Origin of the sequence: Kibdelosporangium persicum (genome assembly GCF_013280595.1) — a bacterium.
In the GTDB taxonomy this organism is placed as follows: domain Bacteria; phylum Actinomycetota; class Actinomycetes; order Mycobacteriales; family Pseudonocardiaceae; genus Kibdelosporangium; species Kibdelosporangium persicum.
Genome location: NZ_JAAATY010000048.1, coordinates 38,740 through 61,365 on the forward strand (window position 1 = coordinate 38,740; position 22,626 = coordinate 61,365).

The 22,626-nt window shown below is 67.6% G+C and carries 18 protein-coding genes and 1 pseudogene; 4 read left to right on the forward strand and 15 right to left on the reverse strand.

Annotated features, from left to right (window positions below; all coding sequences use genetic code 11):
* Window positions 1-422: 422 nt before the first annotated feature.
* Together GC106_RS49875 and GC106_RS43945 are read left to right on the forward strand one after the other, a co-directional pair.
* Window positions 423-536, forward strand: a pseudogene (locus tag GC106_RS49875) (hypothetical protein); the annotation flags it as partial.
* 243 nt (window positions 537-779) lie between these two features.
* On the forward strand, window positions 780-2,264 hold the full coding sequence (locus GC106_RS43945; protein ID WP_173142145.1) for an RICIN domain-containing protein: 1,485 nt from the start codon (window positions 780-782) through the stop codon (window positions 2,262-2,264).
* A gap of 292 nt (window positions 2,265-2,556) precedes the next feature.
* On the opposite strand, the gene GC106_RS43950 is transcribed toward GC106_RS43945, so the two are convergent.
* From GC106_RS43950 to GC106_RS43975, 6 genes are all read right to left on the reverse strand, one after another.
* Window positions 2,557-2,907 carry a hypothetical protein gene (locus GC106_RS43950; RefSeq protein ID WP_173142146.1) on the reverse strand — a complete coding sequence of 117 codons (351 nt, stop codon included), beginning with the start codon at window positions 2,905-2,907 and terminating at the stop codon, window positions 2,557-2,559.
* Window positions 2,908-3,008: 101 nt separating this feature from the next.
* Complete coding sequence (locus GC106_RS43955) at window positions 3,009-4,205, reverse strand: O-succinylhomoserine sulfhydrylase (RefSeq protein ID WP_173142147.1); 1,197 nt, start codon at window positions 4,203-4,205, stop codon at window positions 3,009-3,011.
* Window positions 4,206-4,219: 14 nt separating this feature from the next.
* The gene (locus GC106_RS43960) at window positions 4,220-4,942 is read right to left on the reverse strand and encodes an iron-containing redox enzyme family protein (RefSeq protein WP_173142148.1); all 723 of its coding nucleotides are present in this window, start codon (window positions 4,940-4,942) and stop codon (window positions 4,220-4,222) included.
* Window positions 4,926-5,555 carry a GNAT family protein gene (locus GC106_RS43965; protein WP_173142149.1) on the reverse strand — a complete coding sequence of 210 codons (630 nt, stop codon included), beginning with the start codon at window positions 5,553-5,555 and terminating at the stop codon, window positions 4,926-4,928. Before GC106_RS43965 ends, GC106_RS43960 begins: the two co-directional genes overlap by 17 nt.
* Window positions 5,548-6,351 (reverse strand): homoserine O-acetyltransferase/O-succinyltransferase family protein, encoded by an 804-nt coding sequence (locus GC106_RS43970; RefSeq protein ID WP_173142150.1) that lies wholly within the window; start codon window positions 6,349-6,351, stop codon window positions 5,548-5,550. The genes GC106_RS43965 and GC106_RS43970 overlap by 8 nt, the downstream gene beginning before the upstream one ends.
* Window positions 6,352-6,371: 20 nt before the next feature.
* A complete protein-coding gene (locus GC106_RS43975) occupies window positions 6,372-7,292 on the reverse strand; it encodes a phytanoyl-CoA dioxygenase family protein (RefSeq protein WP_173142151.1) in 921 nt (306 codons plus the stop codon).
* A 144-nt stretch (window positions 7,293-7,436) separates the two neighbouring features.
* Between GC106_RS43975 and GC106_RS43980 the strand changes: the two genes are divergently transcribed.
* Complete coding sequence (locus GC106_RS43980) at window positions 7,437-8,672, forward strand: MFS transporter (RefSeq protein ID WP_173142152.1); 1,236 nt, start codon at window positions 7,437-7,439, stop codon at window positions 8,670-8,672.
* A gap of 41 nt (window positions 8,673-8,713) precedes the next feature.
* Here the strand turns inward: GC106_RS43980 and GC106_RS43985 are convergent, their stop codons facing one another.
* The 9 genes from GC106_RS43985 to GC106_RS48500 all read right to left on the reverse strand — a co-directional run bounded on the left by GC106_RS43985 (window position 8,714) and on the right by GC106_RS48500 (window position 22,443).
* Complete coding sequence (locus GC106_RS43985; protein WP_217281712.1) at window positions 8,714-10,243, reverse strand: AMP-binding protein; 1,530 nt, start codon at window positions 10,241-10,243, stop codon at window positions 8,714-8,716.
* Window positions 10,244-10,245: 2 nt separating this feature from the next.
* Entirely contained in the window at window positions 10,246-16,854 is a 6,609-nt protein-coding gene (locus GC106_RS43990) for a condensation domain-containing protein (RefSeq protein WP_173142154.1), read from the reverse strand.
* A gap of 6 nt (window positions 16,855-16,860) precedes the next feature.
* Window positions 16,861-17,082, reverse strand: coding sequence for an acyl carrier protein (locus GC106_RS43995; protein ID WP_173142155.1), 222 nt, complete (start codon window positions 17,080-17,082; stop codon window positions 16,861-16,863).
* Window positions 17,079-17,951, reverse strand: coding sequence for an LLM class flavin-dependent oxidoreductase (locus tag GC106_RS44000; RefSeq protein ID WP_173142156.1), 873 nt, complete (start codon window positions 17,949-17,951; stop codon window positions 17,079-17,081). Before GC106_RS44000 ends, GC106_RS43995 begins: the two co-directional genes overlap by 4 nt.
* A gap of 1 nt (window position 17,952) precedes the next feature.
* Entirely contained in the window at window positions 17,953-19,209 is a 1,257-nt protein-coding gene (locus tag GC106_RS44005; RefSeq protein ID WP_173142157.1) for an MFS transporter, read from the reverse strand.
* Window positions 19,206-19,775, reverse strand: coding sequence for a thiamine pyrophosphate-dependent enzyme (locus GC106_RS44010; protein ID WP_173142158.1), 570 nt, complete (start codon window positions 19,773-19,775; stop codon window positions 19,206-19,208). Before GC106_RS44010 ends, GC106_RS44005 begins: the two co-directional genes overlap by 4 nt.
* Window positions 19,772-20,248 (reverse strand): thiamine pyrophosphate-binding protein, encoded by a 477-nt coding sequence (locus GC106_RS44015; RefSeq protein ID WP_173142159.1) that lies wholly within the window; start codon window positions 20,246-20,248, stop codon window positions 19,772-19,774. The genes GC106_RS44010 and GC106_RS44015 overlap by 4 nt, the downstream gene beginning before the upstream one ends.
* Complete coding sequence (locus GC106_RS44020) at window positions 20,245-21,516, reverse strand: DUF6002 family protein (RefSeq protein WP_173142160.1); 1,272 nt, start codon at window positions 21,514-21,516, stop codon at window positions 20,245-20,247. Before GC106_RS44020 ends, GC106_RS44015 begins: the two co-directional genes overlap by 4 nt.
* 468 nt (window positions 21,517-21,984) lie before the next feature.
* Window positions 21,985-22,443 (reverse strand): hypothetical protein, encoded by a 459-nt coding sequence (locus tag GC106_RS48500; RefSeq protein WP_246368188.1) that lies wholly within the window; start codon window positions 22,441-22,443, stop codon window positions 21,985-21,987.
* On the opposite strand from GC106_RS48500, the gene GC106_RS49880 reads away from it, so the two are divergent.
* The coding region (locus GC106_RS49880; RefSeq protein ID WP_376777831.1) for an SMODS-associated NUDIX domain-containing protein at window positions 22,354-22,626 on the forward strand (273 nt) is incomplete at its 3' end. The two genes, GC106_RS48500 and GC106_RS49880, sit on opposite strands and share 90 nt — an antisense overlap.

Here is a 22,626-nt window from a genome sequence, read left to right on the forward strand (position 1 = left end):
GCGTTAACGCTAACAGGATGCCGCCTCATCGCTCAAGAGCGAACATGGTTGCCTGCAAAGAACTCCCGGCGACAAACCGACCGATCGATCACGTCGGCCGGGACATTCGCTTCGCTGGACATGCCGATGCGCCGAGGCTACAGTTGTCCGACTGATGTTAACGCGAACATCACACCCTGCGCCGTAGGCGATCGGCTCTGCACGCGACCCGGCTCTGTCACATCGTCGTGAAGGAGGCCCAGTCATGCCCGTTTACCCTGCCCGCTTCCTGTCCCCAGTGGGAACTCCTGTGGCACAGAGGTTCACGACCTCACCTCAACACGTCGAGCCCTGGCTCTTCACCCATACCGTTGAGGAGAACGACATGAAGCCCGCAAGAACAGCGCTGCTGTCCGCCGGTGACCTGGACCGGCGGCGGCCCGATGCCGGCCAGTTCGTGGGTGAAGAAGTCCACGCCGATCTTCCAGCGCAGTGACGCCAACGGCGTCTACGGCCCGGGGCACGCCTCCTTCGTCCGGTCACCCGACAATGCCGAAACCTGGGTCGTGTACCACGCGAACTCCTCTGCCAGCCAGCGCTGCGGCACCCACCCGCACCACGCGGGCCCAGAAGATCGACTGGCACTCGGACGGCTCACCCAACCTCGGCGTGCCGGTCAGGACCGGGGTCTCGATCGCGGGTCCCTCCGGCGATTCGTGACACCCCTTGTGGCGCTGTGGGATGCCCGCGGCAAGGGCGCCCCACAAGCCAGAGAAGCAGATCTAGTGATAGGACACCTCATGGCAATCATCAGGGCGATCGGTCGTACCCGGTCGCTGATAGCCGCTGCGGTGACGGCACTCACCGCGACGGCGGTCCTCGTCGTCTCCGCCTCGCCGGCCACTGCGGCCACCAGCCAGTTCCGAGGCATGAACTGGGCGGTGCTGGGTGACAACTTCAGCACCAGCCCGCTCGTCGTGCAGGGCCTGAGCCTGTCCGACAGCAACGCGACAGTACGGACCAAAGCCAACGCCCTCTACGACGACATGGCCGCCACCATGGGCGTCAACACCGTCCGGCTGCCGATCAACACCCACACTGTCGCCCATACGACCTGGTGGAACGCCTACCGCGGGGCCATCGACGCCGCCACCGGCCGTGGGTTCAAGGTCATTCTCGCCTACTGGGAGGACGGCGCCGCTTCCGGCGGCCGGATCACCAACCTCGCCGCGTGGAACACGATGTGGTCCAGCGTGACCAACACGTACGGCTCGAACCCCAACGTCTACTTCGAACCGATGAACGAGCCGCACGGCTACACATCCGCGGACTGGCGCAACGTCGCAGCGAACTGGCTGAGCTACCACACCTCCGCGGTACCCGGCCGGGTACTCATCGGCGGCACCGGCTACAGCCAGGACCTGCGGGACATCTGCAACGACAGCCGCTTCAACTCGACGCTGCTGTCGTTCCACCACTATGCCTTCTTCTACAGTCCGATGACGTACGACGCCTTCCGGAGCCACATCCAGACTCGCCTGGGCAACTGCGCCTCCCGCGCGGTCGCGACCGAGTTCGGCGCGCCGATGTCCACGGGCCTCAACTACGGCGACGCTGGCAGCTCTGACAACTTCGTGCGCCACATCCGCGCCATGGCCCAGGTCATGCGGGACAACCGGATGGGCGGCACGTACTGGCCCGCCCTCGGCGGCAAGCCGACCGGAAACCTCGGCTACGACCACTACTCGATGTACGCCCTGAGCGGCAGCGGTACCGATCTCAACCTGACCATCCGCAACGCCTCCGGCGCCGACCGGCTCCGATACGCCTGGGGTGACAACACCGGAACGGAAACCGTCTACCGCATCGACGTACGCCACAGCGGCAAGGCCATGGACGTCCAACAACCGAACACCGAGAACGGTGCGCGCGTCGGCCAGTACACCTACGGTGGCAACGCGTGGCAGCAGTGGCAGTTCCAGGACTCCGGCCGCGGCTACTGGCGCATCATCAGCCGCCACAGCGGAAAGTGCCTAGACGTGGTGAACGCTTCCACCGCCGACGGCGCCGAGCTTGTCCAGTACACCTGCGGCACCGGCACCAACCAGCAATTCCAGGTGATCACCAACGGCAGCTACTTCCAGCTCCAGGCCCGCCACAGCGGCAAATGCGTCGACGTACCGGCCGCATCGACCGCGGACGGCGTGATCCTCAAGCAGTACCCCTGCAACTCGGGTACCAACCAGCAGTGGTCGCGGACGGCTGTTACGGCGTCTGCGGAGTGACACTTCACGGCGTCGCCCAGGTCAGGGGTCGTCCACGAAGAACGTCATGCCGTAGCCGACCGGCTCACCGGTGGTGAAAAGTCGTGGTACACAAGCACCTCCACTGGTCCGACGGCGGGCAGATCGGTCATCGCAGCCTCACCCTCTGGTCGACGAGTGTGTAGGGGATCACCGGTATGCCCACCGCGTTCGCCGGCCGAGCCGGAACCGGCGACAGTCCTCGGGTCGCCGTTCGCCGAACGTCCGGTGGTGCCGGTGTGCCCGTTCGGCGAACGGGCACACCGGGAGGGGGTTACGCCAGGAAGTACCGGCAGTCCACGATCGCGTCCGGCAGGTAGGAGTCGACGGTGTTCTGGGCCTGTCCCGGTGGGACTGTCTGCATGCTGTAGAGGGTGCCGCGGTCCCAGTAGGCGACGCACATGTCGCGGTCGGTCCGGTTGGTGAACCGGGTCAGGTTGTCGTGGAACGCCGGCGGCAGGTCCCGGTACCAGGCATAGAGGTTCCCACCGACGCCGCCGGACCGGTTGACGTAGGCGTACTGCCCGCTGTCCGCGTGTGCCGCGGCCTGCATGCTGACGGCGACGCCTGCTGCGACTGCGATGGTGGTGAGGACGGCTCGCACCCGGTTGCCCCCCATTGCCAAGGAACTCACCTCGTGTCGAATCGGATCGATGTCGACACACACCGTGTCCGTGCCCTGATTCCAGTGTCAACTTCTTCAGCTGTGCCTGAAAGCCCTTGTGGTCAGCCGGCGAGTTTCCGGATCTGCGACTTCGCCAACGCCTGGTGCAGGTCGGCGAGCAGGTCCGCGGGGTCCTCCAGGCCGACCGAGAGCCGGACCAGGTTGGGTTTGATGCCCGCGGCGAGTTTCGCCTCGTCCGGCAGGCGGCCGTGTGTCGTGGTGCCCGGGTGTGTGATCATCGACTTGGTGTCGCCGATGTTCGTCGTGTTCGACACCAGGCGCAGGTTGTCGACGAACGTCCACGCCTCCCGTCGCCCGCCGGCGATCTCGAAGCTCACCAGTCCACCGTGCCCGGTCTGTTGCCTGGCCACGAGTTCCACCTGCGGGTGGTCCGGGCTGCCGGTGAAGTGCACGGCGTCCAGATCGTCCCTTTGGGACAGCCACGCGTAGATCTCCGCCGCGCGCTCGTCGTGCGCCCGCATCCGGATCGGCAGGGTTTCCAGTCCTTTCAGGAAGATCCACGCGTTGAACGGGCTCAGGCTCGGCCCCACTGTCCGCAGTACGCCGCGGACCTCCGCGATCAGGTCCTCGTCGCCGGTCACCACGCCACCGCCGCACCTGCCCTGGCCGTCGATGTACTTGCCGGCCGAGTGGATCACCAGGTCGGCTCCCATCGTGTGCGGGAGCTGGAAGACCGGCGTGCACAACGTGTTGTCCACGACCAGGAACAGGTCGTGTTCCCGGGCCAGCCGGCTGAGGAACCCGATGTCGGCCACCCGCATCAACGGATTGGTCGGCGACTCCACCAGGATCATCTTCGTGGTGGGCCGGACAGCCGCCGACCATGCCTCGTTGTCCCGCACGTCCACGACCGTTGTGGACACTCCGAATTTCCGCATGTAGCCGCGGTACAACGTCGTCGTGGTGCCGAAGACGCCTTCAGCGAGCAGGACGTGGTCGCCCTGCTCCAGCAACGCCAGGGACACCGCGATGTACGCGCCCATGCCGGAACCCGTCGCCACGGCGTCCCTGGCGCCTTCCATGGACGCGATGCGCTCCTCGAACGCGCGCACAGTCGGGTTGGTGAACCGGACGTAGACGTTGCCGGGCCGCCGTTGCGCGAACTTCTCCGCCGCGTCGAAGGCGTCGTCGAAGGTGTAGCTCGACGTCAGCGCAAGCGCCTCGCTGTGCTGGTCGTCGACGAACTGGTGCTGGCCGGTCCGCACCGCGTGCGTCGCCTGACCGAGTTCTGGTCGCATCACGTCGCTCCTCGTCAGGCCGGGATCAGCCGGCCCGCCAGGTATTCCTGGTACACACCCTCGTACATCTGGTAGAACAGCTCGCACGTGTGCGACACCGCGTACAGCGCTTCCTGCTGCATCTGCTCGGTCGTGCACATGTCCGCCACCAGGTCCAGACCTTGTTGTACGTGGTGGACGTCCTCGACCTGGTGCACCGAGAAGAACAGCAGATCCCTCGGCTGCAGGCCGTAGACGCGCTGGAAGATCTCGTCGCGGGACTCCGATCCCAGCGTCTCCAGGTTCTGCCCCTCGCTGGCGATGGTCACCGCGGCCGCGCCGACGTGGTAGCGCGCCGGGTCCTTCACCGCGTCCATCCGGTAGTCGATGAGCTCCTGGGTCGCAGGCAGCGCCACGGCGGCGTCCCGGGTCTCGTCGTCGATCCCGATCGCGTGCAGGAAGTCCTGCATCAGCTTGACGTGGTTCTTCGTCTGGGAGATCCGGCCGGTCTCCTCCTCGTACATGTTGTGCAGCAGCCTGCGCTTGTGCCGGGGAAGCGGGCAGTGGAAGAACAACGTCTCGATGTACTCGAGGAAGTGCTTCGTCAGTTGGTAACCCTGCAGCGCCACCTGTTGCAGGAACGGCAGGTTCGGGTTCTTCTCGTCCAGCAGCACCGTAAAGATCGGGTGCGAGATGGTCAGCTGCGCGTGTAACGTCTTCTCCAGTTCGTCGCGAAACTCGTCACGCGAAAGCAACATCGTCCAACCTCCGTTGTTCCATAACCACGCCCGCACGCCGCAGGCGCTCATCGATGAACTCTGCGAGCCGCTCGACCGAGTGGCTCATGAAGTGCCCGCGGTGGCTGACACCGTCGACCCGGCTGTAGTCGTCGAGAATCCCGTACGTGGTGAAGCCGAACCGTCGCCACACCCGGTGTGCGGGGCTGTCCTCGCGGACGTCGATCTTCAGCGTCTCCACGCCGAGTTCACGGGTGAGGCCGCAGACCGCCCAGGCGATCTCGCTGATCGCCGTGGTCCGCCGAACCCGCGGTTCCAGGTACGCCTTGCTCACGTCCGCGATGTGCCTGCAGTTGGGCATGGCCGTGAGGCTGACGATGCACATTCCCACAACACCGTCATCGTCGGAACCGAGCAGCAGGCAGTCCGATCCGCTGAGCAGCTTGTGCTCCAGGTCGCCGCAGAAGGTGGCCTTCTCGGCCGTGGTGAGCGGCTCGTGGAAGCCGAGGATGCCCTCGTCCTCGGCGCTCCGGGTCACCATCGTGGTGACGTCTTCGCCGTACGAGCCGAGTTCCGTGTGCCAGCGCCACTTCCGGACGCCGGTGCTGGACCTCGCGATGACCACGTCAGACATTGACAGCCCCCCGTACTGCGGCCAGCCAGTTGGCCGCGACCTTGACGGCGGGGCCGGCCCAGCCGTCCCCGGTTGCCCTGCGGACATCAGGGAAGGCGGCGAAGGTGTCAGGGCTGCGGCGCCGCCGCGCCCGCACCGAGAAGTCCGCCAGCTCGGCCAGCGTCTCGACGGTGAAGTACCCTGACGGAATGGTCGGGAAGTCGTCCGACTCCCGGCTGAGATACCGGCGGACATCTCGCCGGTACTCACGGAACAGCGTGTCCGGGAAGTACTCCGGATGCCCTTGGACGAACATGTAGCGGTCGGCGGCCGCGTACGCCCAATCACCGTCCACAGTGACCATCTGCGCTGTGACGCCCATCAGGTCCACGGTGTTCCAACGTGAGTGCGGCACGTGGACCACATCGGACAGACCGGCCGTCAGCGGCCCAGGGGCCACCGCGTGCTCGAACACGCCGATCCGTTTGGCCGGTAGTCGCCGCCGGGGCAACGCGTAGAGGTGGTTGAGCGCCGAGTGCGCCGACAGGCACGAGAACACCACCGGAGCCGATGTGGACTCCAGGATCCTGCCGACCACCGCGTGACACGGATCCTGCCGCAGATCGGCCGTGCTGGGTTCCGCGCCGGTGACCACCAGTGCGTCGAACGACTCGATCTCGGTCCAGTCGGAGTCGACCACCTGGGTCTCGGTGTCCGGATCAGCGGCCGAGATCCACGTGCTGAACTGCCTTCCCGCCAGTCCGCGCGCGGAGACCGCCATCAGGTCCACGATGCCGACCCGGTTCCTGCTCGCCATGATGAACCCCCAGCACCGAGTCAGTTGAGGTAGATGTTCTTGCCGTGCCGGTCCGAACCGCTCAGCATCACGCAGGCGTGCCGGGAAATGTCGTGGTCGTTGCCGTCGATGAAATCGCCGTGGTTGCGGTGCGGGTAGACGGTCACTTCAGGAATGGTGATCCGGAAGTTCATCGCCAGCCGCCGCGCGTCCTCGGTGGTGTTGGGCAACGAACCGTGCATGACGCGATCGGTGAAGATGATGAACTGGCCCGCCTTCATTTCGATCGTGTCGACGTCGACGCCCTCGGCCACCGGATCGAAAATCGTTTCGCACGCGTAGCGGTCGGACAGTTCCGCGAGCCGCTCGGTGTCGCCGGCGCGCACGAGGTTGTCGTAGAAGACCTTGCCGAACACCGATTCGCTGAACGGGATCCGCTTCACCGGATATTGCTTCACGTGGGTGCCCACCGCGATCTGCATCGCGCCGTTCTCGGCTGTCACGTCGTCGAGTGCCACCCACACCGACAGGTTGAACAAGTCCGTGTAGAGCTGGTACTCGGGCGGCGGCTCGAGTGCGGGCTTGAACAGGCCGTACTCCTCGCCGGCGAACAGGCTGGACTGGTGCCAGTCGAGGGCGCCGTCCCTGGCCGCCTTGTGGAAGATCGACGTCCGCCACACCAGCAGGTTCTCTCCCAGCAACGGTTTGACCCGGCTGAGCACCTCGTTGCGGTACGGGATGGTCAGCAGGTTCTTGAAATGCAGATGCCAGTCGCGGTGGGTGGTGCGGTCGTAGATGGGCGATCGCAGCCTGCCGGAGAGGATGGTGTCGAATGTCGGCCGTAACGAGGCGATCTGGTCGGCGTCCAGCAGATCGAACGGGCCCAGGTAGCCGCGCTCGTTGAACTCGCTGATCTGTGCGTCCGTGAGTCCACTGCTCACTCGGGTTTCGGTATTGGTCATGGCGTTCTCTTTCCTCGCTGTTGGGCACGGACACTAGGACCGGGTGGTTAGCGGCCGGTTACGTCAACGGCGTACAACTGGCGGTTAACCGGCGTGCCGGATGGTGGTATCCGTGGACTGTCCGACCCGACGGAAGTGGGCACGATGACAAGAACAACCAGCCGCGTCACCGCGTTCATGATCTTCGCGGTCGTCGTCAGTTTTGTGATCTCACTGGCCGGTTCGTCGCTCAAGACCGCGGTCCAGGTGCTGTTCCTGCCGATCGCCGACGGTTTCGAGGTCAACCGCGGCACCCTGGCCATCGCGTTCACGGTGTTCTTCGTGGTGAACGGCCTGATCTCGGCGCCGATCGGGCACCTGGCCGACCGGATCGGCGCCGTGCCGGTGATCGCGATCGGCGCGGGCGCTCTCGGCGCCGTGCTCATCCTGTGCGCGACAGCGACGCACATCTGGGTCTTCATCGCCGCGTTCGGGATCCTGGGCGCGATCGGCTTCACCATGGTGTCGTTCGTGCCGCTGGGCGTGCTCGCCGACCAGCTCTTCGAGGGCCGCGACACCGGCTTGGTCTACGCGGTGCTCACCAACGGCGTCGCGGTCGGCTTCATCGTTCTCGTTCCACTGTGGACGCGTCTGAACACGGTGTTGTCATGGGACCAGATCCTGTTCGGCGCGGGGATCGTCTTCCTTGTCGTCCTGGTGCCGTTGTCGCTGATCCTGGTGAAGACCCACACGCGTCAGGAACGAGTGACCAGGCCCCGGTCCACCATGCGCGAGGGCGTACGGGCCACGCTGACGAACGCGCGGGCTCGCGCCCTGATCGCGGCCTTCATCGCGTGCGGCGTCACGATGGCGTTCATCGATGTGCACCTGTTCCCGCACATGCATGACCACGGCGTCTCACCGGGAATCAGTTCGCTGTCGGTCGCGGTGCTCGGCGTCCTGGAGATCATCGGCGGCCTGATCGCCGGCCGGCTGTGCGACCGCGGCAGGATCCGCGGCACGTTGACGGCCGGGTACCTGCTGCGGGCGGGCGCCATGGTCATGCTGCCGTTCTTCCCGTCCACCTTCATGGTCATCGGGTTCGGCGCGGTGTTCGGCGTGAGCTACCTGGCCACGGTCGTCGCCACCACGGTCTGGCTGACGCGTGTCATGCCGCCCGGCACGCTCGGCACCGCCGTCGGTCTGCTGTGGACAGTGCACATGCTGGCCGTGGCCACCGGCAGCCAGGTCGGTGCCATCCTGGCCGACGTCCAGCACAGCTACCTGCTCACCATTCTGGCCAGTGCGGCCATCACGCTCGGCGCGGTCGTCATCGTCGCCGCGCAACCGAGCCCGGACAGCAAGAAGACGGTCGTGGAGGAAGAAGCGGTTCGCCAGTGACGTAGAGGCGGTGGCCGGGTGTTTCCCGGCCACCGCCCGGCTCACGCCACCGGGGTGAACTCCCGGATCAGCCGCTTGCGGTCGACCTTGCCCACCGAGCTCAACGGGATCGAGTCGCGGTGCTGGAAGCCGCGTGGGTGCATGTACCCGGGCAACCGCCGCAGCAGGTCCATGAACTCGGCGTCGGTGACCTTGTCGCCGGTGTACAGGCCGTGCAGGTCGACTTCGCCGTCGGCCGCGGGTACGGCGATCACCACCATCTCCGCGACCGCGGGGTGTCTGCGCAGCACGGATTCGATCTCGCTCAGTTCGATCCGGTAACCGCGGATCTTGACCTGGTCGTCGATCCGGCCGAGGTGGACGAGCTCGCCGTCTTCCTTGCGGCATCGGTCCCCGGTCCGGTAGTAGTGCTCCGGGGTGAGCGACTCGGTGCCGTCGTGGACGCGGCCGTCGACGACGAACCTCCCGGCGTTCTGCGCGGGGTCCAGATAGCCCGGGAAGCGCTGCGGGCCGCGTATGCACAGCTCGCCGTCGTCTGTCGGCTGCATGTCGCTGTCGAGCAGGATCCAGTCCACGTGGGGGTAGAGGTCCCCGATGGGCACTGTGCCGTTGCTGGTTTCGATCCAGTCCGCACAGTCGCGCGGGACCGCGTAGCCGGTGACGACCACGGTCGTCTCGGTCGGGCCGTACGCGTTGGTGACAATCGAGTTCGGCGCGGCCTTGGCCCATGCCTCGGCGGCCTCGATGGGCAGCGCTTCGCCACCGAAGGACGTTCGCCGCAGCGTCGGCATGCTGCCGGGCGGAAGCGCCCGCAGCCGCCGGGCGAACGAAATGACCGAGGGCGCTGACGCCCAGTGCGTGAGTCGCTTGGCGTTGACGAACTTCACCGGCGTGAAGACGTCCGCGCGTTGCAACACACAGAGCCGTCCGCCTGCGCCCCACGCACCGAACATCTCGATGATCGAGCCGTCGAAGAACAGCTCGAACGCATGGGAGACACGGGACTCCGACGTGAACCGGTAGCGTTCGACGATGTGCTCGACGAACGCGTACATGTTCAGGTCCGTCGTCGGCACGCCTTTCGGTTTGCCCGTGCTGCCGCTGGTGAAGTTGATGTACGCGATGTCATCGTCGTGCCGCTGAGCCTGCGGCGGGATGCCGGCCACGGGATCCCGCCAGGTGTCGCCCGTCATGTCCAGGAACCGGCCGCACGCGTTGGCTCGGTACTCGGCCACGTCGTCCCCGGAACTGTGGTCGAGGATGGTGATGTCCAACGCGGCCTCGCCGGCGATATCGGCGTTCCGCAGGCCAGGCGCGGCCGGGTTGAGGGGCACGGGTGCGCCGCCGAGCCGCAATGCCGCAAGGTAGGCGATGTAGGTGACGGGACTGCGCGATGTGAGCAGGCCGACCCGGCGGGGCGGCGCACCCAGCACCTTGTGCATTCGCGCTGACATCCATTCGACCGCGGCTTGCAGTTCGGCGTAGGTGAGCTCGATTCCCGCGACGTCCAGCGCGATCCGTGACGGGTACTTCTCCGCGGACGCGCGGAACCACTCATAGGGGTGTGTCATGGTCATCCCTCTCGTGAAATGGCTTTCGCCAGCCGCTCGGCCAGGATCGGGCCGATCCGCGGCATGGTGTCCGGCCGCAGCATGTCGTGGTGCCGGATCCCAGTTGGTACGAAGTCGACGTCACCGTCGACGTACGGCCGCCATTGCTCCGCGGTCAGCCGGCTTCCACCCGCCACGAGCACGAGCACGTCGGCGGAAACCCGGCCGAGCCGGAGGTCGGCGGCGATGTCGTGGTGGTGCATCACGTTGTCCAGCAACAGTTCCATCTCGGCAGCCGTCAGGTTCGCCGGATCGACGTGCTTGAGCAGACCTGCCAGGTCCGGCGTTGCCGACCGCACCGGGTGCGAATCCAGCATCACCAGCAAGCCGACCTGGTGGCCACGGCGTTCCAGCACGGTGGCGACCGTGTGGGCGACGATCCCGCCGAACGACCAGCCCAGCAGGTAGTAGGGGCCCTCAGGCTGGACGCTGGTGATGTGCTGGACGTAGTCCTCGGCCATCTCGTCCAGTGACGACGGACGTGGTCCGGCCGTCGCCTGCACGCCGTACACCGGCATGTCGAGGTGCGTCAGCAACACCGCGTACGGCCAGCTGAATCCGCTCGCCGCGTGCATGCAGAACAACGGTGGCCGAGTGCCGGTGGCACGCAGTGGCAGCAACGTCGCGTAGGCGTTGCGGTTGCTTCCCTTGTCCAGGCGTTCCACCAGTTCCGCGACGGTCGGGGTTTCGAACACCGCGCGCAGCGGCAGTTCGGTGCCGAAGAGCGCGCGGACTCGGCTCACCAGTGTGGTGGCGAGCAAGGAATGGCCGCCCAGTTCGAAGAAGTTGTCGTCGATGCCGACGGTGTCGCGGCCGAGGACCTCGGCGTACAGTCCGCAGAGGACAGCCTCGTCCGGTGTGCGTGCCGGGCGGCCTGCTGTGCTGGAGTACTCGGGAGCGGGCAGGGCGTTGCGATCGAGCTTGCCGTTCCGCGTCAACGGCAGCGTCTCCAGCACCATCACCGATACGGGCACCATGTGCTCGGGAAGGCGTTGGCGGGCGAACGCACGCAGCGACACCGGGGACACGTCACGGGCGACGACGTACCCCACCAACCGGTCGTCACGGACCACCACCACCGCCTGGTGGACATCGGGATGAGCGCGCAGTACCGCTTCGACTTCCCGGGGCTCGATCCGGAAGCCCCGCAGCTTCACCTGGTCGTCCGCGCGGCCAAGGAACACCAGGTCACCGGCTTCGGTCCACCGCACGACGTCACCGGTCCGGTACATCCGCGCGCCGGGCTGGAACGGGTCGGCCACGAACCGTTGCGCGGTGAGCGCCGGCTGGTTGAGATATCCCCGGGCCAGCCCCGCACCCCCGACGTACAGTTCGCCGGGGCAACCGACGTCAACCGGCCGCAGCCGCGCGTCCAGCACGTAGACCCTGGTGTTGGCCATGGGTTTGCCGATCGGCACGGGACCTGGCGGGACAGGCGTGCCGGGTCCGATCCGATGCTGGGTGCAGTTCACGGTCGTCTCGGTCGGGCCGTAGGCGTTGATCACGGTCACGTCCGGATGCGCGGCCCGCCATCCGGCCAACGCCTCCCCCACCAGCGCCTCTCCCCCGAGGATCAGCTCGGCGGAGGGCGAGGACCGGGCGTCGAGCAGCGGCAGGTGGCTGGGTGTGGCCTTCATGGCCGTGCAGGGCGGGCTTGACTCGTCCAGTGCCGCCAGCACCACGGTCCCGCCGACGGTCAACGGCACGAACATGCCGGTCACCGTGAGGTCGAACGAAACCGAGGAGTGCACGAGCACATCGCCGCGCAACCCGGGGTAAGCGGTTCCGGCGAAGGCGAGGTAGTCGGCCAGCGACCGGTGTTCGACTACCACGCCTTTCGGTCGCCCGGTCGACCCCGAGGTGTAGATGACGTACGCCGCGTTGTTCATGCTCAGCGCGGGAAGCGTGGCGTCGCCGGTCAGGTCCGTATCGGTCAGCACGAGCACGGGCCGGGCGTCGGCGAGCATGTACTCGATCCGCTCGGCCGGGTAACCGGGGTCGATCGGGATGTACGCCCCACCGGCTTTGAGCACGGCGATCAACGCGACCACCAGGTCCACCGAGGGCGGCATCATCACGCCGACGAACCGCTCCGGCCCTGCCCCACGCCGGACCAACGCTTTGGCCAGCCGGGTGGACCGCTCGTCCAATTCCGCATAGGACAGCGAGTCCGTGCCGTGACGCACCGCAGCCGCGTCTGGTGTGCGGCGCGTTTGCGCTGCGATCAACTCCGGCAACGTCTCCGTCGCGACGGTCGTGACGGTGTCGTTCCACTCCACCACGATCTGGTGGCGGCGTGTGTCGCCGAGCAGGTCGGCGTCACTGACAGGTGTGTCCGGGCTGCCGGTCACGTGCCGGAGCAGACGGGTGAATCCGGCGGCGATCCGGCGGATGGTGGACCGGTCGAACAGGTCGGTCGCGTAGTCGATCATGCCGGTGATTCCGTCCGGCCCGCGTTCGGTCAGATACATCGACAGGTCGAACTTCGCGACCGGACGGTCGAACGGCTCCGCGGTGACGGACAGCCCAGGGACCTCCGGGTACGAGGCAGCCGTGCTGGTGACCGACAACATGACCTGGAACAGCGGATGCCGCCCGAGCCTGCGCGGCGGGTTGATCCCTTCGACCAGCCGCTCGAACGGGACGTCCTGCCGGGCGTACGCGGCCAGATCGGTGTCCCGGACCCGGGTGAGCAGGTCACGGAAAGTCGGGTCGCCCGACACATCCGTCCGCAGCACCAGGGTGTTGACGAAAAACCCGACCAGCCCGTCCAGCGCCTCGTCGGTGCGTCCGGCGACCGGCGTGCCGATCGGGATGTCCGTACCGCCGCCTGCTCTGTGGATGAGCGCCGCCAAGGCCGCCTGCATCACCATGAACACGGTCGTCCCGGTCTGTGCGGCCAGCCGGGCCACGTCGTGACGCAGGTCCGCGTCCAGTTCGAACCGCACCCGGTCGCCACGATGCGACGCCACCGCTGGCCGTGGACGGTCCCTGGGCAGGTCGATCTCGTCCGGTATCCCGTCGAGCGCCTCCCGCCAGTAGTCGAACTGCCGGCTGATCAGGCTCTCCGGGTCGTCCTCGGCGCCGAGGAGTTCTCGCTGCCATAGGGTGTAGTCCGCGTACTGCACGGGCAGCTCTGTCCACTCTGGAGGATTTCCGGCGGTCCGGGCGGCATAGGCGTCGAACAAGTCCTGCCGCAGAGGTGCCATCGACCAGCCGTCGCCCGCGATGTGGTGGATGACGATCACCAGCACTGACTCCGTGTCGGCGACGCTGTGCAGCCACGCGCGGATCGGCAGTTCGGCGGACAGGTCGAACTCGTAGTCACCTGCTTGCGCCAAGCCCGGGGCTTCGGTGACCAGGGGGACGCCGAACGAACTGAGGACCGTTTGCCGTGGCTGGCCGTCGACCTCGGTGAACACCGTCCGCAATGCCTCGTGGCGGGCGACCACGTCGTTGAGCGCCGCACGCAGTGCGGGCACGTCGAGCCGGCCTGACAGCCGGAGCGCGACGTGCAGGTTGTATGTGGCCGACCGGCCGTCGAGCTTGTCGAGGAACCAGAGCCGTCGCTGGGCGTAGGACACGGGAATGGCGTCCGGCCGGGCGGTCCGGCGCAGCATGGGGCGCCGACGCTGTGGATCCAGGTGGGGTGCCAGCCCGGCGACGGTCGGGTTGTCGAAGAGCGTCCGGATCGGCAGCTCCACGCCCATGACCGCACGGATCCGGCTGATCAGCCGGGTGGCCAGCAACGAATGCCCGCCCAGGGCGAAGAAGCTCTCCTCGACGCCGACCTCGGCACGGCCGAGCACCTCGGCGAACATGTCACACAACACCTGTTCCTGCGCGGTACGCGCGGCACGGCCCGTGATGCCCGCGGGTTCGAGCTCACCCGCCAGTGCCCCCAGCGCGGCACGGTCGACCTTGCCGGTGCGGGACATCGGGATCTCGTCGATCTGGTGGACCCGGCTGGGCACCATGTAGCCGGGCAGCCGTTCGCGCAGCAGCGTGAGATCGACTTCGGTGCCGGTGCCGACGAACAGCACCAGCCCGCCGTTGTGGGCCACCGCGACGCCCGGCACGATCGACTCGATCTCACCGAGCTCGACCCGGTGGCCCCGGATCTTGATCTGGGTGTCCAGCCTGCCCAAGTACGTCAACGTCCCGTCGCCGGCCTGGACGACCTGGTCGCCGGTCCGGTACATCCGGCCGCTGCCCGCGAACCGGTCGGGCAGGAAGCTCGCCGCGGTGCGCTCGGCGTCACCCGTGTACCCGTCCGCCGGGCAGCATCCGCCGAGGAACAACTCGCCAGGCACGCCGGGTGGCGCGAGATGGCCGGTCTGGTCGACCACGTAGGCCAGCACGCCGGGCAACGGCCTGCCGATGGGCACGTGGTCCGGCCAGTCGAACGGGTTTCCGCTCAGCTGGTGGGCGATCGCTCCGTTGGTCTCGGTCGGGCCGTACGAGTTGATCAGGGTGCATTGCGGGTGCCGGGCGAAGAAGGCGCGGATCTCGTCGTCGATCAGCAACTGCTCGCCCGACACGCACACCTTCCGCAGTGCCGGGAACTGTGTGGCCCCGGCGGCGTGGACGAACGGGCGCAGCGCGGCCACAGGCAGGTAGACGTTGGTCAGCCGGGCACTGGCGACACGGTCCACAATGGCCGGGAAGTCCCGCCGGTCGGCCGGCTCCCGTGCCACCAACGTGCCGCCCGCGGCCAGGGTCGGCATGATCTCGTTGAAGGACACGTCGAAGCCGAGCGGCGCGTACTGCAGGAACCGGGTGCCGGGGCGCAGGTCGAACGCGTCGATCTGCCACGCGGTCCGGTTCAGCAACGGGCCGTGTCCCATCAGCACCCCTTTGGGGACCCCGGTCGAGCCCGACGTGAACATCAGGTACGGCGCCGAGCGGGGATCGCCGCCGGGTGCGGTCGCGCCGCGGCCCGCGGCCAGCAGGCCGTGCAGACCGATCACGCGCACGCCTGGCAAGTCGATTCCCTGCCCGGCGGCGATCCGGCAGCGCGCCAGGCCCACGAGGGTGGTCAGGCGCGCGGCCGGGAGTGTCCGGTCGAGTGGCAGGAACGTCGCACCACAGCGCAGGATCGCCAGCATGGCGACCGCGGTGTCGGACAACGTGTCCGTGGCCAGTCCGACGACGTCACCCGTGGCGACGCCATACCGGGCCAGGCCGGCGGCCGCCTGCCAGGCAGCATCGCTCAGTTGCCGATAGGTCAGCTCACATCCGGGTTCCTCGACAGCGACAGCGTCAAGCGGCGCTTCGTCGACCCAGTCGGTGAGGGTCGCCTTCGCCGGGAGGCGTTGCGGACCGGCGATCGGTGCGGCGTCCTCGAAGAGGTCCGCCAGCGTCCGCTCGCCCTCGGCCGTGGCTTGCTGGACCGCGGTGCGCAACGACGTCATCAGGGCGTTTGCGGCGGCCGGGGTGATCAGCTGCTGATCATGGTCGAGGTCGAGCCGCCACCTGCCGCCGACGAGCGTCACGCCGAGCCGCACGTCGAACTTCACCGTGCCGTTGCCCAACTCCCGCACCCCGGGGTCGTCGACCGTGTCCTGCATCGCCAGCATCGCGGAGAACAGCGGATTGCGGTTGCCCACCCGGTCCCGCCCGGCCTCGGCGACCAGCCGGTTGAAGCTCAGGTCGACGTTGGCCCGGCAGTGCTCGACGGCCTCGCGCACGGTCTTGCCGACATGCTCGCCGACCGTCCGGTCCCACTCGACGTCAACCGTGACGGGCAGGGTGTTGACGAAGAAGCCGACCAGGTCGTACGCGCCGACCGTCCGCCGGGACACGAACGGGCTGCCGATCAGCACACGGGACGCTCCGCTGTGCCTGGCCAGAACCGCGCCGTAGACAGCCGTCAGCAGCACGAAGGGCGTGACCTCGAATCGCCGGCACGTCTCCTGCAACAGCGTGGTCTCCGCCGCGGTCAGCGTCCAGGACTGGCGGACGGCGACGAAGTCCGTCTCGACCGGCCGGTTCGGTCGCGGCGCCAGTTCCAGAGGCGGTACGTCACGCAGGTGCGCCGCCCATGCTGTCGTCCGCTCAGCCGCGGTGTCCTTGACCCGGTTCTGCGCCTTGAGTTCACGAGCCAGCGCCGTCTCGCGGGCGATGCGGACCGCGTCGATGTCCGTCAGGTCACCGGCCAGGATGGCGCGCAGGTCCTTGGCCATCGGGCTGAGCGAGACGCCGTCGCTGACGATGTGGTGGCAGCAGAGCAGGATTCCGGCGCTGTCGCCGTCGTTGGTGTAGCCGAACCGGTAGGCCGGACCGGTGTGCAGGTCGAAGGCGTCCCGGCACAGTTCCTCGACGCCGGCGCCGATCCGGACCGGGACCTCGGCGGGTGGCGGCGCCAGCACCGCGTGGGTCTCGGGCAGGCGGGCGAACACCTGGCGCATCGCCGGCTGGATCGTCACCAGGACGGCCAGCGCCCGGCGGACGTCGTCCACAGGCAGGTCAGGGGGCACGTCGAACCGGACGACCTCGTTGTAGATCCGGTGCTCTGGCACGAGCCGGTCGACGAGCAGCAGCCCCTGCTGGGACTCGGTGATCGGGAGCATCGCGGGTCACCTCATCTCGCTCAGCCAGGACTTCAGGTCGCCGACCGTGCGCAAGCCGGCCATCCGGGCGGCGTCGATCTCGGTGTCCTCGTCGGCGGCGACCTCGACGGCCAGCCGCACCAAGGCCAGCGAGTCCAGGCCGGCCTCCCGCAACGTGGTCGTGTCGTCGATCGGTCCGTGGGCGTGGTTCGCGATCCGCGTGTCCAGATCGGACATGTGTGTGGTCATGGCTGAGGCACCTTGTGAGAAGGGAGCAAGGGAAGCACGGCACGCTCGAAAGCCCGCGGGTCGCCCGCGTAAACGCCTTCGGCGCGGGGATGAGCCAGGACGACGTCGGTGAACCCGAGCGCGGCACAGCGTCCGACGAGGTCGGTCAGCCGCTGCGGCGAGCTGTACGGATCCGCGACGATCCGGCTGAGGTTGACCAGTTTTCGCAAGCCGCCGCCGCGCAGGCGCTCCATCTGCCCGCGAAGGCGGTCGAACGCCACGGTCTCCGCCTCGAAAGCGTCCGGCCGGCCCGTGGTCACCCACATCTGGCCGAACTGAGCCGCCAGGCTCATCGCCCGCCGCCCGGCACCGGCGATGGCCAGCGGAATCCTCGGCTGCTGCACACATCCCGGGATCATCCGGACGTCGTCCGCCGAGTTGTACCGGCCCTGGAAGGTCGTCACCGGGTGCCGCAGCAGCCGGTCCAGCAGCGTCACGAACTCCTCGAACCGGTTGGTTCGTTCCGGGAGGGACAGTTCGGGCCCACCGAGCGCGGTGCTGTCCGGCGGTGGCCCGCCCGCCCCGGCGCCCAGCGTGAACCGCCCTTCGCTCAAGTGGTCCAGGGTCATCGCCTGCTTGGCCGTGACCACCGCGGAACGGAAGTTCGGTGAGGTGACAAGCGTTCCGATACCGATTCGGCTCGTCACGACGGCCGCCGCCGCCAGCGTTGTCATCGCGTCGAACCACGGGCGGTCTCGTAACGTCCGCCACGACAGATGGTCCAAAGTCCACGCGTGCGCGAAGCCCATGGCCTCCACCCGCTGCCAGACTTCGAGACCGGTTCGTCCCGGGTGTTCCGGCAGGACCAACACCCCCAATCGCGTGGTCATGTCACTCCTCGACCGCCGCGGCCCGGCTGGCCTGCCGGCGCAACGCCCAGTTCCCGGTGAGCACGGTCCCGACTCCGGCGACGAGGAACACCGCCCCGAGCACGAACCAGCCGGTCGCCCCCAGTTCGACGAGCAGACCCGCCATCACGCCGGGCGCGAGCATCAACGCGGCCGCCTGGCCGGTGTTGAACACGCCCTGGTACTCGCCGTGGGCGCCGTCCGGAGTCAGGCCGACCGACAGCCCGAGCCCGCTGCCCATGAACAGCAACTCCCCCGCCACGTGAATGGTCGCCGCGATCAGCAGGACCACCAGAACCGTCGTGCCACTGCCGTTGTAGGTCGCGGCGAACGCCAGGCACGCCACAGCGAGCAGGATTCCTGACCACAAGCCAAGCCGCCCGGCGCCGTGCACGGTCTCGCCGCGCCTGGTGACCCGGTTCTGGAACAGCACGATCATCACCGAGTTGAAGCCCACCAGCACGCCCATCACCCACGTCGGCGCCTGCGTGTGGCTGGCGATCCACAGTGGAGTGCCGGAGCTGAGCATGCCGAAGCACAACGCCAGCATGCCGTTGAACGCCGTGAGCACCAGGAACGGACGATCGCGCAGGACCAGCACGCGGCGCTTGACCTTGCGGTCCCGCAACGACTCGACGTGCGGTACCCGCCGGAGCAGCACGACGAAAACAATGTTCGAGATGCCGTAGAAAAGGATCATCGAGAGGTAGCCGATCCTGCTGTCCACCGCGAGCACGATCGCACCGAAACCCGCGCCGGCCACGATCCCTGCCTGCGTCATCACCCGCGTGGTGGACACGCTGGCCAGTCGTTCCGCGCGGCTGACCATGCCCGTGATCACCGCGGTGCGAATGCCGGGAATGGCCCGCTCGGCGGCCAGCATCACGCAGGTCACGATCACGATCGGCCAGAAGTCACGCACGAAGAGGAAGGACAGCACGGCGATGCCCTGCACCAGGCCGAGAGCGACGAGCATCTCGCGCGCACCCAGTCGGTCGGCGACATAGCCCAACGGCCCGCCCGCGATCATGCCGATCAGGCCCGCCGTGGTGATGCCGATCCCGAACTGCGCGGTCGTCAGTCCCAGCGAGCGGACGAAGAAGATCGCCCAGCACGTGAACCAGGCGCCCTTGCCGACCGAGAGGACCAGGGACGCCAGGTACAGGGTGCCAATCGGACGGCTCCACCACGCCACGGTCGTCCAGCCGGGCCTGCGTGCCGTGCCCTCAGCCAAGATCATCGCCCCTCCTGCGCGGCCAGTGCGGCGGTGAACCGCTGGGCGTGCCCGCCGAGGTCGCCGTCGACCCTGGCGGGAACAGGCGAATCCGGGCCGCTCACCACGCACCGGATGAACGTCGTCGTCGTGCAGCTTCGCAGCACCGTGCCCAGCCGCTCGGCGAGACACTCCGGGTCGGTGACCTGGTACACCCGTCCGTAGCCGCAAACCCATGCCAGTGCGCAGAAGTCCGGCCGGTTGGGCACGACCTGCCCGCCGGTGGAGTCGTACCGGCCGTCGTCCAGAACGATGTGCACCAGCGGCAGGGATTCCTGCGCTCCCGCTGTGAACAGGCCGACCGGGTTCATCAGCGCGCTGCCGTCACCGTCGACGACGACGGTGGGCCGGTTGGTCTGCTGGGCGATGCCGATGCCGATGGACGACGCCAGTCCCATCGACCCGGTCATGTAGAAGTGCGTCGCCCGGTCGGCGATCATCCTGGCGATCCGGCACATGTACCCGGTGCTGAACACGATCGGCTGATCCGGTGCCGTCGCGATGATCGTCCGCAGTGCGTCCGTCTTGTTCATGCCGACCACCCGAACGCGGACGGCGGAACCAGCAACGCGACCGGACGGCGCCTGCCGATGGGCAGGTCGGACGGGGTGACGCTCTCGATGCCCAGACCGCGCAACAGTGGTTCGGTCAGCCTGCCCATGACCTGGTTCTCCTGTGTGGAGTCGGGATGGACGCCGCGCAGGCTGATGACGAGCAGCATCGGCAGCCGGTATGGCACGACCAAGGAGGCGAGCGCGTTGACCGACTGGCCGAACCCGGAGTTCTGCATCACCACGGCCGGGTACCGCCCGGCGAGCGAGGCGCCCGCGGCCATCCCGACCGCGTTGTCCTCTCTGGACACTGTGATCAGGCCGGCCCGCTTCTCGAGCACGTCGTAGAGCGGGGCCAGGATCCCGCACGGGGTGCCGTAGAACGGGCCGAACCCGTTGTCCATCAGATCGTCGCAGAGGATGTTGGCCAGATCCACGGCGAGTGTGGTGGTCATGCCCGCACCTCCGCCGGGGCGAGCAGGATCTCACGCAGGCTGTCGGCTCCGTCGATCCGGTGCAGCGTGTGCTCCGGGATCGGTACGAAGTCCGTGACGCTGTAACTGCCGGAGCCGTGCACGACGACTTCGTCGACATCGAGCAGGCCTCGGTCGATCCCGTTCAGGACGCCCGTCATCGCCATGACCAATGACCATTCCCGCAAGTCGTACGGGTCGTCGGGCAGGCAGATCCCGGCGTTGGCAAGCAGTGTGCGGACCTCGGCGTACCGGCGAAGGCATTCGTAGCGGGACACGACAACGCCTCCACCGCCGTTCTGCCGGATGATCCTGTTCATCCGGGGTGACGTCGCGGGGTCGCGGGTGTAGAAGGTCGGCTCGAGGTCTTCGGCTGGATCGAAGGTGGTCCGCGGGTAACGCGGATCGGTGTCCTGGTGGTACAGCCCGGTTTCCGGGTCGGCGTGGTACTCCGGCGGCGTCATGTCGTACAGGCTGAGCACCATGTCCGGCGTGGCCATGTGCTGCACGAGGAAGTACTGGGACCCGGTTCCGTTGCCCAGCTGGGTCCCGAAGTGATGCCCCAGCAACCCGAAAGCGCTGGACACGGCGTGTGCGTGCGCCCTGGTTCCGTTGGCCGGCGGTTCCGCGAAGGCTCTGATCGCGTCGGCACATTGGTAGTTGGCCAGGTCGAGGGTGTGCCATAGCCGGAAACCCGTGGCGCGGAAGAGGTCCTGCGCAGTCGAGGTGGCCACCTGGCGTGCCACGGTCTTCACGTTCCCGTTGTCCAGTACGCACACAGGATTGTGCTCTTCGTCCAGCGCGGACGACCACAACTTCGGCGTGGACGTCCCCGGGACCACTGTGATGATCCGGAGCTGCTCCGGCGTGGCGAGTTCGGCTTGGTGAGCACGCAGAACCGCGTCACGTAACGCTGTCGCCTTGTTCGCGGAGGACGGTGTCAGGATCATCACCGGTTCCCCGGTGGTGTGGATATGCCGGATCGCACGGGCCACGATCACCAGTGATGCCAATGTCTTGACGGTCCGGGTGGCCGGATTGCCCATCAGGTCGAGGAGTGTCACCCGAGTGCCCGCCATGACGCCGAGCTCGGCGAACCTGAGGTTCGCGACCTCGAAGTACCGCGCCAACCGGGCCGACGGCTCGGGCAGCGCGAACTCGGGCTCGAAGTCGGCCGTCCTCGGCCGGTGGCGCCCAACGTCCGACAGGGCGATGCGCAAGTGGTCGAAGTGATCCGCGTAGATGTTCATGGCCCCTCAGTCCCGTCCCGGATGACCTGCTCGTCCGGAACGTAATGAGGGCCGGTTAGCGACCGGTTAAACCCGTTCAGGGATCGGCTCACTCCGCCGGCAGCAGGTGCGCCTCGGCCGCATCATCCATTAAGAGGTCTTCCCACGAAGCCTAGATCGTCGACCTGTGCCGGCGCGGGGATCGGTCGTGGGGGCGGGTCGCGCGGGATTTCGACCTGACCGAGACCGCGGTGCGGGCCTGGGTCAACCAGGCCGAACTGGACGCCGGGACACGCGGTAGGTAATCCGTACCTGAGGTGACATCAGGGAGCTGCGCGGGGTGACCGTCCCGGCCGTTCCCAGAGGGCCGCTTCCGCTGCCGGGGCACTTGCGGTCAGGCGAGGTTGGTGGTGAAGAACTCGTCGAGCCTGTCGAAGGGGATGAGGTGCTTGCGGTCGTACAGGTCGACGTGGTCCGCGCCGGGGACGATCAGGAGGTCGACGGTGCCGGGGCCATCGCCTGGACGTCCTCGGAGTAGTAGCGGGAGTGCGCGTCGGCACCGGCCACCAGGAGGGCTTTGCGGGGAGCCAGCATGTCGATGTTGGTCATCAGCGGGAAGGCGAAGAACGACATCGGCGTGGTCGCGGTCCACGCGGTGGTGGAGTTGATCGAGCGCGGGTGGAAGCCGCGGTCGGTGCGGTAGTAGTCGAAGAAGATCCTCGTGATCGGGTCGGCGTCCGGGGGGAGCGTCTTGGGCAGGACGCGGTTGGTAGGGGCGACGTTGCCGTTCTGGTCGAAGGGGACCTCGTGGGAGAGCCGCGCGTAGGCTTCGTCGATTCCCGCTCGGTCAAAAAGTTCATACGTTGGTTCGACAGCGGTACCGGCCGCGAGTCGGCAACCGAGTGCCTGCGCCGCGAGCTGGCTGAAGAGCTGGCCGAGGTCGGCCATCCGGAACTGATCGACTACGTGGCTTCGCTGGAGTTCACCCCACTCCGGGTGGTCCAAACGGGCCCACGCCAAGAACCCGGCACCGACTATCTGCACCTGCGCCGGTTCGAGGTCTACGACATCGCAGTGGCTCCAACCGGGGCCGCGGCCCAGTTCAAGCAGCGCCTGCTGGAGCTGGCCGAG